Origin of the sequence: Embleya sp. NBC_00896, assembly GCF_045207785.1 — a bacterium.
GTDB lineage: Bacteria > Actinomycetota > Actinomycetes > Streptomycetales > Streptomycetaceae > Embleya.
The window spans coordinates 2,503,176-2,519,595 of sequence record NZ_CP108776.1 but is presented as its reverse complement, the minus strand read 5'-3'; the positions used below and the strand labels follow the sequence as shown (position 1 = coordinate 2,519,595).

The 16,420-nt window shown below is 71.2% G+C and carries 14 protein-coding genes; 8 read left to right on the top strand and 6 right to left on the bottom strand.

The annotated features are described in order from the left end of the window. Positions 1–33 precede the first annotated feature (33 nt). Together mnmA and OG928_RS11185 are read left to right on the top strand one after the other, a co-directional pair. Positions 34–1,146: a tRNA 2-thiouridine(34) synthase MnmA gene (mnmA, locus tag OG928_RS11190; protein ID WP_406282442.1), complete on the top strand. Its 1,113-nt coding sequence runs from the start codon at positions 34–36 to the stop codon at positions 1,144–1,146. Between the two features lie 294 nt (positions 1,147–1,440). Then, positions 1,441–1,863 (top strand): VOC family protein, encoded by a 423-nt coding sequence (locus OG928_RS11185; protein ID WP_406282439.1) that lies wholly within the window; start codon positions 1,441–1,443, stop codon positions 1,861–1,863. A 98-nt stretch (positions 1,864–1,961) separates the two neighbouring features. Here OG928_RS11185 and OG928_RS11180 read toward each other — a convergent pair whose 3' ends face one another. The 3 genes from OG928_RS11180 to OG928_RS11170 all read right to left on the bottom strand — a co-directional run bounded on the left by OG928_RS11180 (position 1,962) and on the right by OG928_RS11170 (position 7,558). Further along, entirely contained in the window at positions 1,962–4,070 is a 2,109-nt protein-coding gene (locus tag OG928_RS11180; RefSeq protein WP_406282436.1) for a putative bifunctional diguanylate cyclase/phosphodiesterase, read from the bottom strand. A 130-nt stretch (positions 4,071–4,200) separates the two neighbouring features. After that, positions 4,201–6,417: an NAD-dependent DNA ligase LigA gene (gene ligA / locus OG928_RS11175; RefSeq protein ID WP_406282433.1), complete on the bottom strand. Its 2,217-nt coding sequence runs from the start codon at positions 6,415–6,417 to the stop codon at positions 4,201–4,203. 127 nt (positions 6,418–6,544) lie between these two features. Then, complete coding sequence (locus OG928_RS11170; protein ID WP_406282431.1) at positions 6,545–7,558, bottom strand: methionine synthase; 1,014 nt, start codon at positions 7,556–7,558, stop codon at positions 6,545–6,547. A gap of 296 nt (positions 7,559–7,854) precedes the next feature. Between OG928_RS11170 and OG928_RS11165 the strand changes: the two genes are divergently transcribed. After that, entirely contained in the window at positions 7,855–8,625 is a 771-nt protein-coding gene (locus OG928_RS11165) for a TetR/AcrR family transcriptional regulator (RefSeq protein WP_406282428.1), read from the top strand. Between the two features lie 183 nt (positions 8,626–8,808). On the opposite strand, the gene OG928_RS11160 is transcribed toward OG928_RS11165, so the two are convergent. The 3 genes from OG928_RS11160 to OG928_RS11150 all read right to left on the bottom strand — a co-directional run bounded on the left by OG928_RS11160 (position 8,809) and on the right by OG928_RS11150 (position 11,847). Then, a complete protein-coding gene (locus OG928_RS11160; protein ID WP_406290899.1) occupies positions 8,809–9,675 on the bottom strand; it encodes a serine hydrolase in 867 nt (288 codons plus the stop codon). A 50-nt stretch (positions 9,676–9,725) separates the two neighbouring features. After that, entirely contained in the window at positions 9,726–10,673 is a 948-nt protein-coding gene (locus OG928_RS11155) for a LysR family transcriptional regulator (protein WP_406282426.1), read from the bottom strand. 253 nt (positions 10,674–10,926) lie between these two features. Beyond that, entirely contained in the window at positions 10,927–11,847 is a 921-nt protein-coding gene (locus OG928_RS11150) for a hypothetical protein (RefSeq protein ID WP_406282423.1), read from the bottom strand. A 402-nt stretch (positions 11,848–12,249) separates the two neighbouring features. Between OG928_RS11150 and gatC the strand changes: the two genes are divergently transcribed. The 5 genes from gatC (at position 12,250) to OG928_RS11125 (ending at position 16,357) form a co-directional block, all read left to right on the top strand. Next, on the top strand, positions 12,250–12,546 hold the full coding sequence (gene gatC, locus OG928_RS11145) for an Asp-tRNA(Asn)/Glu-tRNA(Gln) amidotransferase subunit GatC (RefSeq protein ID WP_355535084.1): 297 nt from the start codon (positions 12,250–12,252) through the stop codon (positions 12,544–12,546). Positions 12,547–12,551: 5 nt separating this feature from the next. Then, the gene (gatA, locus tag OG928_RS11140) at positions 12,552–14,045 is read left to right on the top strand and encodes an Asp-tRNA(Asn)/Glu-tRNA(Gln) amidotransferase subunit GatA (RefSeq protein ID WP_406282420.1); all 1,494 of its coding nucleotides are present in this window, start codon (positions 12,552–12,554) and stop codon (positions 14,043–14,045) included. A 22-nt stretch (positions 14,046–14,067) separates the two neighbouring features. Next, complete coding sequence (locus OG928_RS11135) at positions 14,068–14,307, top strand: hypothetical protein (protein ID WP_406282417.1); 240 nt, start codon at positions 14,068–14,070, stop codon at positions 14,305–14,307. A 14-nt stretch (positions 14,308–14,321) separates the two neighbouring features. Continuing rightward, positions 14,322–15,806 carry an Asp-tRNA(Asn)/Glu-tRNA(Gln) amidotransferase subunit GatB gene (gene gatB, locus OG928_RS11130; RefSeq protein ID WP_406290897.1) on the top strand — a complete coding sequence of 495 codons (1,485 nt, stop codon included), beginning with the start codon at positions 14,322–14,324 and terminating at the stop codon, positions 15,804–15,806. Between the two features lie 326 nt (positions 15,807–16,132). After that, the gene (locus tag OG928_RS11125) at positions 16,133–16,357 is read left to right on the top strand and encodes a hypothetical protein (RefSeq protein ID WP_406282414.1); all 225 of its coding nucleotides are present in this window, start codon (positions 16,133–16,135) and stop codon (positions 16,355–16,357) included. The last annotated feature ends 63 nt before the right edge of the window (positions 16,358–16,420 follow it).

The window sequence follows — 16,420 nt, the reverse complement described above, 5'->3', positions numbered from 1 at the left end:
GTCGGGCCCGGGACCACGTACTCTTGAGTCGCCATGTCTGATCACACGCTTTTCCCCGCCAACGGCCGCCGCCTCCGGGTGCTCGCCGCCATGTCCGGCGGGGTCGACTCCGCCGTTGCCGCCGCGCGAGCGGTCGAGGCCGGACACGACGTGGTCGGTGTCCACCTCGCGCTCTCGGCCAAACCCGCGACGCTGCGCGAGGGTGCCCGCGGCTGCTGCACGATCGAGGACTCGCGGGACGCGCGGCGGGCCGCGGACGTGATCGGCATCCCCTTCTATGTGTGGGACATGGCCGAGCGCTTCCGCGAGGACGTCATGGACGACTTCGTGGCCGAGTACAAGGCGGGGCGTACGCCCAACCCGTGCCTGCGCTGCAACGAGAAGATCAAGTTCGCGGCGCTGCTCGACAAGGCGCTGGGGCTGGGCTTCGACGCGGTGTGCACGGGCCACTACGCGCAGATCGTCGAGCACGACGACGGCTCGCGCGAGCTGCACCGCTCGGTCGACATGGGCAAGGACCAGTCGTACGTGCTGGGCGTGCTCGACACCGACCAGCTCGCACACGCGATGTTCCCGCTCGGCGGCGACAACAAGGGCGACGTGCGGGCCGAGGCCGAGCGGCGTGACCTCGCGGTCGCGCAGAAGCCGGACAGCCACGACATCTGCTTCATCGCCGACGGCGACACCCAGGGCTTCCTGGCCAAGCACCTGGGCACCGAGCGCGGCGACATCGTCGACGCCGGCGGCGTCAAGCTCGGCGAGCACGACGGGGCCTACGGCTACACGATCGGCCAGCGCAAGGGCTTGCGGATCGGCCGGCCGGCGGCGGATGGCAAGCCGAGGTACGTGCTGGACATCTCGCCGGTGAACAACACGGTGACGGTGGGACCGGTGGAGGCCCTGGACGTCGACCGGCTCGTCGGCATCCGGCCGCGGTGGTGCGGTCCGGCACCGACGGGGTCCATCGCGTGCACGGCGCAGGTGCGCGCACACGGCGAGGAGACGTCGGCGACCGCGGAGGTCGTGGGCGACGAGGTCCGAGTGCGCCTGGCCGAGCCGATCAGGGGCATCGCCCGGGGCCAGGCGGTGGTCCTGTACGACGGGACACGCGTCATCGGGTCGGCGACGATCGACGGGACGGCGTAGGGCGGGCGAAGCGGGAGCCGCGGCTCAGTCGTCCGAGCGGGTGCTCCTCGCGGCGGAGCGCGCGGATTCGGTGATCTCGTGGAGGGTGGCCGAGTGTGGCCCTCCAGGGCCCTGTGGTCGGAACTGCTGCTGCGGCGACGGCCGGCGCGCCGGAACGACGGGTGTCGGGGCGGGGCAAATAGTGGGGTGACCCGCTGTCCCGCTGTCCCGCCGATAATGGCCGGCCGGCCGGCTCGCTTCGGTCCTACCCTTGGCCGTTCCGATCTTCCCGAAGGCCGAGGAGTACCAGCGCCCATGCCCTCCATCGTCAAACACATCACATTCGACTGTGCCGCGCCGCACGAGCCGTACGAGCTCGCGCGGTTCTGGAGCCAGGTGCTCGGGCATCCGGTCGATCCCGGGGACGCGCCGGGCGACGACGAGGTGGCCCTGGAGGTGCCCGCCGGGCAGCCGACGCTGTTGTTCGTGCGCGTACCGGAGAACAAGACGCTGAAGAACCGGGTGCACCTCGACCTGGAGCCGGACCGCCCGCGCGACCGGGAAGTGGAGCGGGTGGCCGCGATCGGCGGGGTCATCGTCTCCGACATGCGCAAGCCGAACGGCCGCGGCTGGGTGGTCTTCGAGGACCCGGCAGGCAACGAGTTCTGCATCGAGGGCAGCGCGGCCGAGCGCGCCGCGGCCGAGCAGCGCGACAAGGCGGCGGCCGAGGCGCAGTGAGGCCCCGCCCGGGTGGGCGGGCGGGCGTGACAGGACCTCGGCCAGCGAGGCGCGAGTAGCGGGCGCGGCCCGGGCGGCCGACCCCGAAGCCGAAGGCGTCACCGCACATCCGCCCGCCGATGACGATGCGCCTCCACCGGCCCCACCGGCGTCGCGTGCCCGCCCACCCCGTGCCGCAGCAGCCAGGCCGTCGCCTCGTCGCTCGGCAGCGCCTTCGACATCAGCCAGCCCTGCGCCGAATCGCAACCCAGCTCGCGCAGCCGCTGGTACGTCGCCTCGTCCTCGACGCCCTCCGCGACCACCCGCAACCCCAGCGAGTGGGCCAGCTGCACGATCGAGCAGACGATCGCCGCGTCCTCCTCGTTCATCGTCAACCGGGCCACGAACGACCGGTCGATCTTGATCTCGCTCACCGGAATGTGTCGCAGATGCACGAGCGAGGAGTACCCCGTCCCGAAGTCGTCCAGGGACAACCGCACCCCCAACCGCCGCAGCGCGTCCAGGGATTCGGCGGCCCGTTGCGGCTCCTCCAGCAGTACCCGCTCGGTGATCTCCAACTGCAACGCCTCGGCCGACACGTCGTGTTCGCGCAGCCCGGCCGCCACCGAGTCCGCGAACGACGGGACATGGATGTCCCGCGCGGAGATGTTCACCGCGACCGGGACGTCGATCCCCTCCGCGTGCCAGCGCGCGACCTGGTCGAGCGCGACGTCCACCACATACCGCGTCAGCCGCGGCATCAGCCCGGTCTGTTCCGCGAGCAGCACGAACTCCTCGGGCGAGACCTGCCCCCTGGTCGGATGCCGCCACCGCACCAGCGCCTCGCAGCCGTCCACCCGGCCGTCCGCGAGCCGGATCTTCGGCTGGTAGTGCAGCTCGACCTCGTGGTTGTCCAGGGCCCGCCGCAGATCGCCGAGCAGCAGCAGCTTGTCGCGCGTGTTGACGTCGCGCGAGTCGTCGTACAACTCCACGCCGCTGCGCGAGCGCTTGGCCAGGTACATCGCGACATCGGCGAACTGCAGCAGACCGAGCACGTCCGCCGCGTGCTCCGGGAAGATCGCGACCCCGACGCTCGCCTCCACGTCCAGGGTCAACTCGTCCAGATCGAACGGCTCGCCCAGCCGATCCACGATCCGCTGCGCGAGACCCAGCACGACCTCGTGGGCCGCCTGCCGATCGGTGTCCAGGTCCAACCCCGGTAACAGCAGCGCGAATTCGTCCCCGCCCAACCGTGCCACCGTGTCGCCGGGCCGGACCAGTGTCTCCAGGCGGGCGCCCACCTGCTGTAACAGCCGGTCGCCGGCCACGTGCCCCAGCGTGTCGTTGACCTCGTGGAAGCGATGCAGATCGAGCAGCAGCAGCGCGGCCCGCCCGCCGCGTCCGCCGGCCCGGCCCAGGGCCTCCTCTCCGCGCTCCAGGAGCAGCCGCCGGTTCGGCAGGCCCGTGAGCGCGTCGTGGCGGGACTCCTGTTCGCGGTCGAAGCGCACCATCGTGCTGCGGTACAGCGTGTGCAGCGGCACCACGAACAGCGGCAGCAGCCACGGCTGTTCCGCGCACACGACCGCGATCAGCGGGGACAACCCGATCAGCGCGCCGTGCGAGACCGTCCGGGCCCGCAACTCCTTGCGCACCAGCGCGAACGCGCTCGTGCCGCGCCAACACGCCCGGACCAGCCATCCCGAGCTCTGCGAGACGCCCGCGAGGGCGATCCCGGCCAGCGCCACCGCGGGGAAGTCGGCGACCTGGAGCGCGCGCGGCGTCTCGGGTCCCGGTTCGATCCGGAACAGGCCGAGCACCAGGTCGGCGGCCACGAACGCGATCACGTAGTGGCCCATCGTGTACCCGACCCGCCACCAGGAATCGTGTCTGATCAGACCGGAGATCAGCACCGGAACGGCCTGCCACAACGCGGCGACCTGCCACCCGTGCACCAGCAGCAGGCCGAACGTGATCGCGATCGACGGCATCGCGCCGGGGATGTACAACCCCCGGCGCGTCAGCGCCGTGTACACGCCGTCGAGCGACACCAGCGCGAGCATGATCCACACGCCGGGTGTCAGCGGAACCGGGCTGCGATCCTCGGAGAGGTCCACCGAGAACGGCACGACGAGGGCGAGCACGCCGAGCACCGCGACGATCCCGGTGTGTACGAAGAACGCGCGCGGCCGTGCCAGTCGCGACAGGTCTGTCCTGCCGATCCGACCCATGCGCCTGCTCCCTGCGGCCTCGTAGGGCGGCATCCCGAGCGGCGGGACGGATACGCCTATGGGGCACCAAGCCTGCCGAGAAGGGCAAGCTCCCGCCCAGGGTAGGTCGTTCCGGCACCACTAGGGAGGGTTATCGGTCGGCACGCTCGGCCGCCCACGCACGGGCGGCATCCGCCCCCTGATCCAACAGCACGGCGAAGCCCTCGTCGTCGAGGATCGGCAGGCCCAGTTGCACGGCCTTGTCGTATTTGGAGCCGGGATTGTCGCCGACCACGACGAAGTCGGTCTTCTTCGAGACCGAGCCGGTCACCTTGGCGCCGCGCTGTTCCAGGGCTTCTTTGGAGCTGTCCCGGGTATACCCGGTGAGGGTTCCGGTGACCACCGCGACGATTTGGTCGAGCGGGCCGGGAGCCTTCTCCTCGCCGGCACCCTCCTCGGCGAGCCGGACGCCCGCGGCACGCCACTTCTCGATGATCTCGCGGTGCCAATCCTCGGCGAACCACTCGACGATGGACTTGGCGATGATCGGACCGACGCCGTCGACGGACGCGATCTCCTCCTCGGAGGCGGTGGCGAGTCGGTCGAGGTCGTGGAAGCCCTTGGTGATCGCGCGCGCGGTGGTGTCGCTGACGTGCCGGATCGACAACGCGGTGAGCACCCGCCACAGGGGTTGGGTCTTGGCCTTCTCCAACTGCTCGATCAGCTTGAGCGTGTTGGCCTTGGGCTCGGAGGGCTTCTTGACGTTGCCCTCCTTGTCGTAGGTGGCCTTCGACCAGAAGTACGGGACGAGTTCCTTCTCGTCCTCGCCCGCGCCCTTGCGGTTGACCTTGCGCAGCATCTGCACATCGCGCAGCTGATCGACCGTCACCGCGAACAGGTCGGCCTCGGTGTCCAGCACCGACGGCCCCGCGTGGGGGTGGGTGAGCGCGACGGCGGTCTCGTAGCCGAGTGCCTCGATGTCGAACGCCTTGCGGCCGGCAAGGTAGAAGATCCGCTCGCGCAACTGCGCCGGGCACGACCGCGTGTTGGGGCAACGCAGGTCGATGTCGCCCTCCTTCATCGCGCGCAGCGCCGCCCCGCACTCGGGGCATGTCGCGGGCATCTCGAACTCGCGCTCGCTGCCGTCCCGCAGGTCGACGACCGGGCCGAGGATCTCCGGGATCACGTCACCGGCCTTGCGCAGCACGATCATGTCGCCGATCAGCACGCCCTTGGCCTTGACCACCTGCTGGTTGTGCAGGGTCGCCCTGGCGACGACCGAACCCGCCACCGAGACCGGCTCCATCACCGCGTACGGCGTCACGCGACCGGTGCGGCCCACGCCCACCTCGATGTCGAGCAGCCTGGTGTTCACCTCCTGCGGCGGGTACTTGAACGCGATCGCCCACCGCGGCGCCTTCGAGGTCGCGCCCAGCCGGCCCTGGATCGGGATCTCGTCGACCTTGATCACGATGCCGTCGATCTCGTGCTCGACCGAGTTGCGGTGTTCGCCGAAGTACCGGACGAACTCCTTCACCTCGTCGATCGTCTCGACGACCTTGTTGTGCCGCGCGGTCGGCAGACCCCACGCGTGCAGGCGCTCGTAGGCGTGCGACTGGCAGTCGATCTCGAACCCGCGCCGGGCCCCGATGCCGTGCACGATCATGTGCAGCGGTCGGTTCGCGGTGACCCGGGGGTCCTTTTGCCGCAACGATCCGGCAGCGGCGTTGCGGGGGTTCGCGAACGGCTTCTCGCCGGCTTCGACCAGGCGCGCGTTCAACTCGTCGAACTTCTCGATCGGGAAGAACACCTCGCCGCGGATCTCGACCAGCTCCGGCACGTCGTGCCCGCCGTCGTCGCGCAGCTTCGTCGGGATCTCGGCGATCGTGCGGATGTTCGGCGTGACGTCCTCGCCGGTGCGGCCGTCCCCGCGCGTCAACGCGCGGACCAGATGCCCGTTCTCGTACAGCAGGTTGATCGCCAGGCCGTCGATCTTGAGTTCGCACAGGTAGTGGAAGGACCCCGTGCCGAGCTCGCGCGTGAGCCGGTCGTCCCACTCGTCGAGCTCGTCCTCGTTCATCGCGTTGTCGAGGCTGAGCAGGCGCTCCAGGTGGTCGACCGAGGTGAAGTCGGTCGAGTACGTACCGCCGACCTTCTGGGTCGGCGAATCCGGCGTGCGCAGCGCCGGGTATTCCGCCTCGATCGCCTCCAGCTCGCGCATCAGCGCGTCGAACTCGCCGTCGCTGACCACCGGCGCGTCGTTCACGTAGTAGCGGAAGCGGTGCTCCTCCAGCTCACGGGCGAGGGTCGCGGCGCGTTCGCGCACCTCGGCCGGGATCTCGTCCACTCCGGTCGTCGCACCAGTCACGTCGTCGCCCTCCAGCGCCACCAGCTCGAATGAGGTTCGTTACACGTCGCCTCGCGGATCCACGTACGTGCATCCGCGCACATCCAGGTGCGGCCGCACGCCGCCGCACACGGTTGGATACGGCGGTCTACGGCCGCTGCATGGCGCCTTCGGGGTCGTCCCGAAGCACCCGGCCGGCCACCACGCTGTGGGCCAGGGCCGCTCGGGCATGCGCCGGCGAGGCACCGGCGAGACCACACGTGGGGGTCACCACGACGGCCTCGCCCAGGGACTCGGGCGGGAAACCCAGCCTGTTCCACAACGTTCCGACCGACCTGACGGTACCGGGCGGGTCGGACAGTGGACGCGCTCCCACACCGGGCTTGACCTCGGCGGGGTCGGGTTTCGCCTCGACGCTGGGGACCACGCCGGCGAAGAATCCGAAGCCGGCCTCGACCGCCTCGCCGATCGACTCGTCCTGGCTCTGCCGCAACAGCGCGAAGTCGAGCGACACGCCCGCCGCGCCGGTCTGGCGCAGCAGCGTGATCGGCGTGCCCGGCGCGCAGCAGTGCACGATCGTCGGGACGCCCGCGTCCGCGATCACATCCCGCAGCGTGTCCCGCACGACCGCCTTGTCGACGGCCCGTAGCCGGCCGAAGCCGCTCGCGGTGGGCACGTCGCCGGCGATCACGCCGGGCAGCGCGGGCTCGTCGAGCTGGAGCAGGAGGGTGGCGCCGGGGATTCGCCGCGCCACGTCGGCGACGTGCAGCCGGATGCCCTCGGCGAGCGATGTGGCCAGATCACGGACCGCGCCCGGGTCGGCCAACGCCTTGTCGCCATAGGTCAGTTCGATCGTGGCCGCGAGCGTCCACGGCCCGGCGACCTGGATCTTGAGCGGGCCGGTGTAGCCCTGGGTGAACTCCTCCAGGGCGTCCAGGTCCTCGCTCAGGTACGACCCGGCCCGCCGGTGGTCGCGCCCCGGCCGGCCCACGAAGCGCCAGCCGGAGGGCTGTACGTCGGTGTAGAGGTCGACCAGCACGCCGGCCGAGCGGCCGGTCAGGTCGGCGCCCGGCCCGCGGGCGGGCAGCTCGGGCAGGTGCGGCAGGTCCGGCAGCAGGCCGAGCACCATCTTGACGGTCTCGCGGATGTTCTCACCGGGCATGGAACCGACCCCGGTGGCGCTGCCGGGTGACCAGGGAGAAGTACGTTCTGGGGTGTCCACGCCCGGAAGCTTAGTTCGCGGACGCGCGCCCGCCGGCGGGCACCGGGGCGGTGTCGCCACCGGTCGGTTCGGCCGGCTCCGCCGGTGCGGCGCGCAGCGGGATCTCGCGGACGAACCAGGACAAGGCGAACATCGTACACATCGATGTGTACGGCGTCTATTCTTGATACGTTGTACACAGCGCAATACGGCGAAGCGGGACGAGAAGCAGGGCGAGCGGAAGAGGAGCCACCTTCATGGCCGGTCGCGAACAGCCCTCGGTCGGACGGCCGGAGGTCGACGACGAGGGCGCGTCCCGGATCTCGCTCTGGGAGAAGCTGGCGGGCACCTCCGCCGCCGCGCCGCGCACGGTGCTGACCCCCGGGCGGATCGCCGAGGTCGCGGTGGGGATCGCCGACGCCGAGGGCATCGACGCGGTGACGATGCGCCGGCTGGCCGGCGCGCTCGGCGTCGCGCCGATGGCGGCCTATCGCTACGTGTCCGGCAAGGACGACCTGCTGGAGCTGATGGTCGATCAGGTCTACAGCGAGCTGGTCGCGCCCGAGCCCGACGCGGACTGGCGGACGGCGCTGCGCACCATCGCCGTGCGGATGCGCGCGCTCATGCTGCGCCATCCCTGGCTGACCCGACTGCCGTCGTCGCGGGCGACGCTCGCGCTGACGCCGCACCGGATGGCCGTCGCGGAGTGGGGGATGCTCGCCCTCGACGGCCTGGGCCTGGACGTCGACGCGATGATGGCCGCGGTCGACTCGCTGGGTGTCTACGTCCAGGGCCGGACCGCCGCGGAGGTCGCCAGGGAACAGCTGATGGTGGGTCAGGGGGCGGCCGACGGAGGCGAGTTGCGCACCTCACTGGCCCCCGAGATGACCTGGCTGCTGGGGACCGGACGCTACCCGACGTTCCACCGCTACACCCGTGAGGCGACACGCAAGGACGATCCACAGTGGCAGTTCGAGACCGGCCTCGACTGCCTGCTCGACGGGATCGCGGTACGAATGGGCATCTAGGGCCTGTCTTCAATCCCACGCCGAGCACCGCGACGCCCGGCGCCGCACCTCGCCGCCCCGGTGAACCGCCCGAATAGAACCACTATGCGAGCGCTTCCCCGGCACGCCGATGCACGGCACCGGACGCCGCGGAGCCCGACGCGGGATTGAAGACAGGCCCCAGGGCGTCCGCCGCCGACCCCGTCAGCCCGCTCGCAGCGCGTCCACCGCCATCCGGGCGGCCGTGCCGATCACCGCGTCCGCCGCCGGGAGGGCCGCCTCGGTGCTCGCGGAGCGGGTACAGATCGCGAGGGCGTAGCGGCCGCCGTCCGGGTACTCGACTACGCCCGCCTCGTGCCGCATGGTCGGCAGCGTCCCGGTCTTGCCGGACACCCGCACGTCGTCGAACGGGAAGCCGGAGGCCATCCGGTGCGACCACGCCTGGAGGCCGAGCACCCGGCGCAGCCCCGTGCCGTACTCGCCGCCGCACGCCTCGTCCCGCCAGACCGCGGTCAGCAGCCTGGTCAGGTCGCGCGGCGTGCCGCGGTTGGAGCGGTTCGGGTCGAGCGCGCGCAGTCGCGCCACCACGGCCGGGTCGACCAGGGCCGCCGGTCCGTCCGGGCCCGCGTCCTGCCGCAGACCCGCGTACAACTCGCGCAGCGGCTCGACCGCGACGGTGCGGGTCAGACCCAGCTCGGCCATCGTCGCGTTGACGGTGGCCAGGCCCAGTTCGTCCCACAGTGCGTCGGCCGCCGCGTTGTCGCTCACCGCGATCGCCAGCGACGCGAGGTCGCGCAGGGACATCGCGACCGGGTCGAGCATGGCCGCGACGCCGGTGCCGCCGGGGCTGCGCGCGGCTCCCGCGGGCAACTCGACCCGCCGGGACAGCTCGATCCGGCCCACCTCCGCCTCCCGGAACAGCGTGGTCACCAGGCACAGCTTGTGCAGGCTCGCGGTGCTGACCAGGGTGTCGGCGCCCAGGTCGAGTTCGGCGCCCGAGTCGATGTCGACCGCGTGCAGCGAGCCGGTGACGCCCGCGTTCGCGAACGCGTCGGCGATCCGGCCGCGCACGGCGCGAACAGTGCCGCGCGGGGTGCGCGGGGTGCCGGGGCGGGGAACGGTCACAGCGGGAACTCCGAGGCGGGGCGCGGGAACAGCGGACGGCCGGGGCGCTCCGAGAGGACCCCGGCATGGCGACGCAGGGCCGCGTGCGCGGTCTCGGTGAAGGCCCGCACCGCCGGCCCGCCGGTGCCCTGCGGCCAGGCCGTGGACGTGCGCCACGCGAGCGGCGTACCGACCAGGGGTCGCCACACGGTGCCGGGTTCGGGGGTGGTCTCCGGGGCCAGCGCGACCGCCGCGCCGGACAGGACCAGCGCCCGCGCGAAGTCGCCGCCCCGTACCTCGTGTACCGCCGCCGGCGTACAGCCGTGCCGCGCGCACGCGGTGAGCGTCTCGTCGTAGAGCGCCGGCGCGGACTCTCTGGGGAACAGCACGAGTTCACACCCCGTCAGATCGGCGAGCGCGATTTCGGCCGGGTCCGCGAGCGGGTCGTCGCTCGCCACCAGGACGCCCAGCGGCTGGTGCAGGATCGGGCCCAGATCCAGGCCGACCACCGCGCACGGGTGGCGCAGGACCCCCACGTCCAGGGTGCCGGCCGCCAACTCGCGCAGTTGCCGCGCGGTGGTCAGCTCGCGCAGTTCGAGCGCGCCGCCGGGTGAGTGGTCGCGGAAGCCGGTCAGGATCGCCGCGACGGCCGCGCCGCCGAGATCGGGCGGGACCGCGGCCCGGATCGCGCCGGCCGTACCGCCGCGCAGCCCCGCGACCGCGCCGGTCAGCCGGTCGGCGGCGGCGAGCAGTTCGGCGGACTCGGCGAGGACGACCCGGCCGGCGGGCGTCAGCGCGACCCCCCGACTGTTCCGATCGAACAGACGCACGCCGAGCTCGCGCTCCAACCGCTGGATCCGCTGCGACAGCGACGGTTGGGCCACCCGCAACCGCTCGGCCGCATGCCCGAAGTGTCCCTCTTCCGCAACGGCCCGGAAATACCGGAGATGCCGAATAAGGTCCACAAGCAGCAATGATAGCCGTTTGGATATCACCCCCCGAGCAATAACCCAACCGCCACCCGAACAACCAACCGCCGGCCGAACAACCGAACGCCGGCCGAACAACCGAACGCCGGCCGAGCCATCGACAGCCCGGCCGGCGTTTGAGGCCAAACAGCCCGTCCGGCGTTTGAGGACAAGCGGGCCGCAGGCCGCCCCACCCGTCACAGTCACCGCCCACAACAGCATGGGCCGACCCATCCCACGCCGCCCGGCTCTATGTGCCGAAGGCCAACCCCACGCTCCGGCCTATCTCGCGCCGCTGGAGGTAGAAGCCCGCCGTATGCGGCTCGGCACCGTGCTCCCCCGTATACCCACCTCGCAACACCGGCCCGCCCTCCGCGGGGACGGGGAACATCCGCGAGAGGGTGGGGTCGGCCGCCACGAGGTCGTCGCGGTCGGCCAGGTTCACCCAGTTCTCGACGAACGCCGGCGGCTGCGCGGGCTGTGGTCGCACCCACGAGTCGACGACGGTGTCGGGACCCAGCGGCGAACCGAGGGTGATCAGCAACGGCAGCGGCCTGCGCAGCCGATGCGCGAGCTCGTACGCGACCACCGCGCCGAGCGAGTGACCGATCACGACCTTCGTGTCGAACCCGATCTCGGTGCCGACCCGATCGAGCACCCTGGAACGGGTCTGATCGTCCGTCAGGTAACGGGTCAGCTGGGTCAACGCCTTGTTCACGAAACCGCCCGCCGAGCCGGGCCCGTCGGCGGCGAACCACCGAAGGCCGGCGAGGCCGCACGTGGGGGAGAGCACGACGGTGCGACCCGTCTCCCCCGGCCCGCCCTCGAGGCGGGCGATCTCACGTGCCGCACGCTGCCGTTCCGGCGGAACCGAACCGCGGACCGCGGCGCGATCGAGCCATTCGCGACCTATGCGCGCGGTCACCTCGTGCTGGATGTCCTCGTCGATCTCCTCACCCTGCGACGGGTGCCGGCGAAGCAGGTCCCCATAGAACGCCATCCGTGCGTCGATCCCGCGACGCGTGTGGCGGTACTTCCACAGCCGATCCGCGACCTCGGGGAAACCTGCGGCCTTGACGCCCCGGGCCAGTCGTGGGACCCACTCCTCCTCGAGCGTGTGGGCCGACCGATATTCCTGCGCGATCCCGTGTACCAGCACGATGGCGGCCATCGTGTCCCCTCCCAAGCCCCGAGTCCTTGACGAGCGCGCTCTCGGACGCCGGGCCCAAGAGTTGTGCGAAGGGCCGATCGACGCGGGGGGACGCAGACCGGAGAGTGGCTTCGCAAGGTTCTCTTACCCAGTCGGTAACGGAAGTTGGCATTTGAGTGAAGTTACTTCCGAGTCGTTCGGCGAGATGCGCCGTCCGGCCGGATTTATTCGCACCTGTGAACCGGTCCGGAAGCCGTCGCGACCACCTCGCGGGCACCGCTCGGTCCGGGCGGCCGGCGCGGCACGGGAAAACCGCGACCCGGACGCGAGGCGGCGCGGGCGGACGGGTGGGAGCAGAAAAACACGTGTCCCCGGCCAATAGACTTGCCCCATCACACCCGTCAAACCGAAGGAACCCGCTGCATGCCTGGCATCACGCGCGAGGAGGTCGCCCACCTCGCCCGGCTGTCGCGGCTGGAGCTCGGGGCCGAGGAGCTTGATCACCTCGCCGCGCAGCTCGACGACATCATCGGCGCGGTCGCCCGCGTCGCCGAGGTCGCAGCCGACGACATCCCGCCGACCTCGCACCCGCTGCCGCTGACCAACGTCATGCGGCCGGACGTCATCCGCCCCGGGCTCACCCCCGAGGAGGCGCTGTCCGGTGCGCCGGCCGCGGAAGAGCAGCGTTTCCGGGTGCCCCGCATCCTGGGAGAGGAGTGACGGCCATGACCGAGACCATCCGCTGGACCGCGGCCGAGACCGCCTCCGCCATCGCCGACGGCAAGGTCACCGCCGTCGAGGTCACCCAGGCCCACCTCGACCGGATCGAGGCCGTGGACACCAAGGTCCACGCGTTCCTGCACGTGGACGCCGAGGGCGCGCTCGCCGCCGCGAAGGCCGTCGACGAGGCCCGCACGCGCGGCGACCGGCTCGGCCCGCTGGCCGGCGTCCCGCTCGCGCTCAAGGACGTGTTCACCACCAAGGGCATCCCGACGACCTGCGGGTCGAAGATGCTCGAGGGCTGGAAGCCGCCGTACGACGCGACCGTGACCCGCCGGCTCAAGGACGCCGGCGTGGTCATCCTCGGCAAGACCAACATGGACGAGTTCGCCATGGGGTCCTCCACCGAGAACTCCGCGTACGGCCCGACCGGCAACCCGTGGGACACGAGCCGCGTCCCGGGCGGCTCGGGCGGTGGTTCGGCCGCCGCGATCGCGTCGTTCCAGGCGCCGTTGGCGATCGGTACCGACACCGGTGGCTCGATCCGTCAGCCCGCCGCCCTCACCGGCACCGTCGGCGTCAAACCGACCTACGGCGGCGTGTCCCGCTACGGGCTCGTGGCCTTCTCGTCCTCGCTCGACCAGGGCGGTCCCTGCGCGCGTACGGTGCTCGACGCGGCGCTGCTGCACGAGGCGATCGCCGGGCACGACCCGCTCGACTCGACCTCGATCGACGCCCCCGTCCCGAACGTGGTCGAGGCCGCGCGCAGCGGCAGCGTCCGCGGCCTGCGGATCGGCGTGGTCAAGGAGTTCGGCGGCGAGGGCTACCAGGCGGGCGTGCTCGCGCGCTTCGCCGACGCGGTCGAGCTGCTGCGCGAACTCGGCGCCGAGATCGTCGAGATCTCCTGCCCGAGCTTCCTGTACGCGATGCCGGCCTACTACCTGATCGCGCCCTCGGAGGCCTCGTCCAACCTCGCGCGCTTCGACGCGATGCGCTACGGCCTGCGGGTCGGCGACGACGGCAACCGCTCGGCCGACGAGGTCATGTCGCTGACCCGCGAGGCCGGCTTCGGCGCCGAGGTCAAGCGCCGGATCATGCTCGGTACGTACGCGCTCTCGTCCGGCTACTACGACGCCTACTACGGCCAGGCGCAGAAGGTCCGCACGCTCATCACGCGCGACTTCGCGACCGCGTTCGGCCAGGTCGACGTGCTGATCTCGCCGACGACGCCGACCACGGCGTTCCCGATCGGCGAGCGTGCGGACGACCCGATGGCGATGTATCTCGCGGACCTGTGCACGATCCCGTCCAACCTCGCGGGCAACGCCGCGATGTCGCTGCCGTGCGGCCTCGCGGACGAGGACGGCCTGCCGGTCGGCCTGCAGATCATCGCCCCGGCGATGGCCGACGACCGGCTGTACAAGGTGGGCGCCGCCGTCGAGGCGGGCTACCTGTCCCGCTGGGGCGCTCCGCTGCTCGACCGCGCACCCGCGCTCTGACTTTTCGAGGAGTCGATTCACGATGGCCAAGAACAAGAAGAAGCTTCCCAAGAGCAAGGCCGGAAAGATCATCAGCGTCGGCATGCAGGTCGTCGGTGCGATCGGTGTGATCAAGCAGATCAAGGAAGCCCGCGGCAAGGGCGACAAGCTGGAGATCGTCGACGCGGTCATCAGCGCCGCCGCCGTCGTCACCGGCTTCGCGCTGCTGATCCGCGCGATGCGTGAGGTCGAGGAAGAGCTGACGGAGGCCGACGCCCTGTGAGTACCACCAGCCTGATGTCCTACGAGGACGCGCTGGAGACCTACGACCCGGTGATGGGCCTGGAGGTCCACGTCGAGCTGGGCACCGCGACGAAGATGTTCTGCGGTTGCTCGACCGAGTTCGGCGCCGAGCCGAACAGCCAGGTGTGTCCGACGTGTCTGGGCATGCCCGGCGCGCTGCCCGTGGTCAACGCGGTCGCGGTCGAGTCGGCGATCCGGATCGGTCTCGCGCTGAACTGCTCGATCGCCGAGTGGTGTCGGTTCGCCCGGAAGAACTACTTCTATCCGGACATGCCGAAGAACTTCCAGACGTCGCAGTACGACGAGCCGATCGCCTTCGACGGGTACCTCGAGGTCGAGGTCGAGGGCAAGACGTGGCGGGTCGAGATCGAGCGCGCGCACATGGAGGAGGACACCGGCAAGTCGCTGCACATGGGCGGCGCGACGGGTCGCATCCACGGCGCGGACTACTCGCTGCTCGACTACAACCGCTGCGGCATCCCGCTGATCGAGATCGTCACCAAGCCGATCGAGGGCGCGGGCGAGCTCGCCCCGCTGATCGCGAAGGCGTACGTGGCCGAGCTGCGTGAACTGATCCGCGCGCTCGGGGTGTCCGAGGCCCGGATGGAGCTCGGGCAGATGCGCTGCGACGCGAACCTGTCGCTCCGGCCCAAGGGCCGGGAGAAGTTCGGCACCCGCAGCGAGACCAAGAACGTCAACTCGCTGCGTTCGGTAGAGCGGGCCATCCGCTTCGAGATCCAGCGGCACGCCACCGTCCTGTCGGACGGCGGCACGATCGTGCAGGAGACCCGGCACTTCCACGAGGAGGACGGCAGCACCACCGCCGGCCGGATCAAGGAAGAGGCCGAGGACTACCGCTACTTCCCGGAGCCCGACCTCGTGCCCGTCGCGCCGTCGCGCGAGTGGGTCGAGGAACTGCGCGCCACGCTGCCCGAGCTGCCGTCGCTGCGGCGCGCGCGGCTGCAGAGCGAGTGGGGCGTCAACGACTTCGAGATGCAGTCGATGGTCAACGCGGGCGTGCTCGACGTGATCCTGGCGACGATCGACGCCGGGGCCGACTCGGACGCGGCGCGCAAGTGGTGGCTCGGCGAGTTGTCGCGCCGGGCCAACGAGCGCGGCGTGGAGGTCGCGACGCTGCCGATCACGCCGGCCCAGGTCGCGCGGGTGTCGGCGCTGGTCAAGAGCGGCGAGCTGAACGACAAGCTGGCCCGGCAGGTCATCGACGGCGTACTCGCCGGCGAGGGCGACCCGGACGTGGTGGTCGAGGCGCGCGGGCTCAAGGTCGTCTCGGACGACTCGGCGCTCGGCGCGGCCGTGGACGAGGCGATCGCGGGCAACCCGGGCATCGCCGAGAAGATCCGCGGCGGCAAGGTGCAGGCCGTGGGGGCTCTGGTCGGCGCGGTCATGAAGACCACGCGCGGGCAGGCCGACGCGGCGCGCGTGCGGGAACTGATCCTGGAGCGGTTGGGCGCGGCCTGACGGTCGCACGTGGAGAGGGTCTTCGGTCGCGTTGCGATCGGAGGCCCTCTCTTTGCGTGGCCTTCTTGTGGCTGTGGCCCTCCGTGGCGGTGGCCCGCTCTTTTGCCGTGCTCTCTCTTTGCTGTGCGCTCTCTGATGTTCGACCGGGATTCGTCCTACATCTGTTCGAGCCCGGTACGCGGTTCGTCTGAGGTGTCTTAGATCGCCTCAGGGCGAGCCGAGCGACCGGGGATGCGGCATCCGACCGATGTCAGCGGCCCCACTGGGACGCGAGGCTCGTACCACGAGCCGGACAGACCGGCTCGGTGATCAGGAGGCCGAACATCATGATGGAGTACGAACTCTTCCGGGCCCGTGAGCGCGAGCTGCAGGCGACCGCCGACCAGGACCGCATGGTCCGCGCGGCGCTGCGGACGCGGCGGGGCGAGGCCAAGGCGGCGCGGATGGCGCGCCGCGAGGCCCGGCGAAGCGGCCGAGGCGCCGGGGGGCTCAGTTCCGATCGCGGCGTATCCGGGTGGGGCATTTGGAACCTGCACCTGCACACGCGGTGACGACGTGACGCATGCCACGCCCGGCGAAACCCCTTGGTTGACCTGCGCAAACGGGTTTCGCCG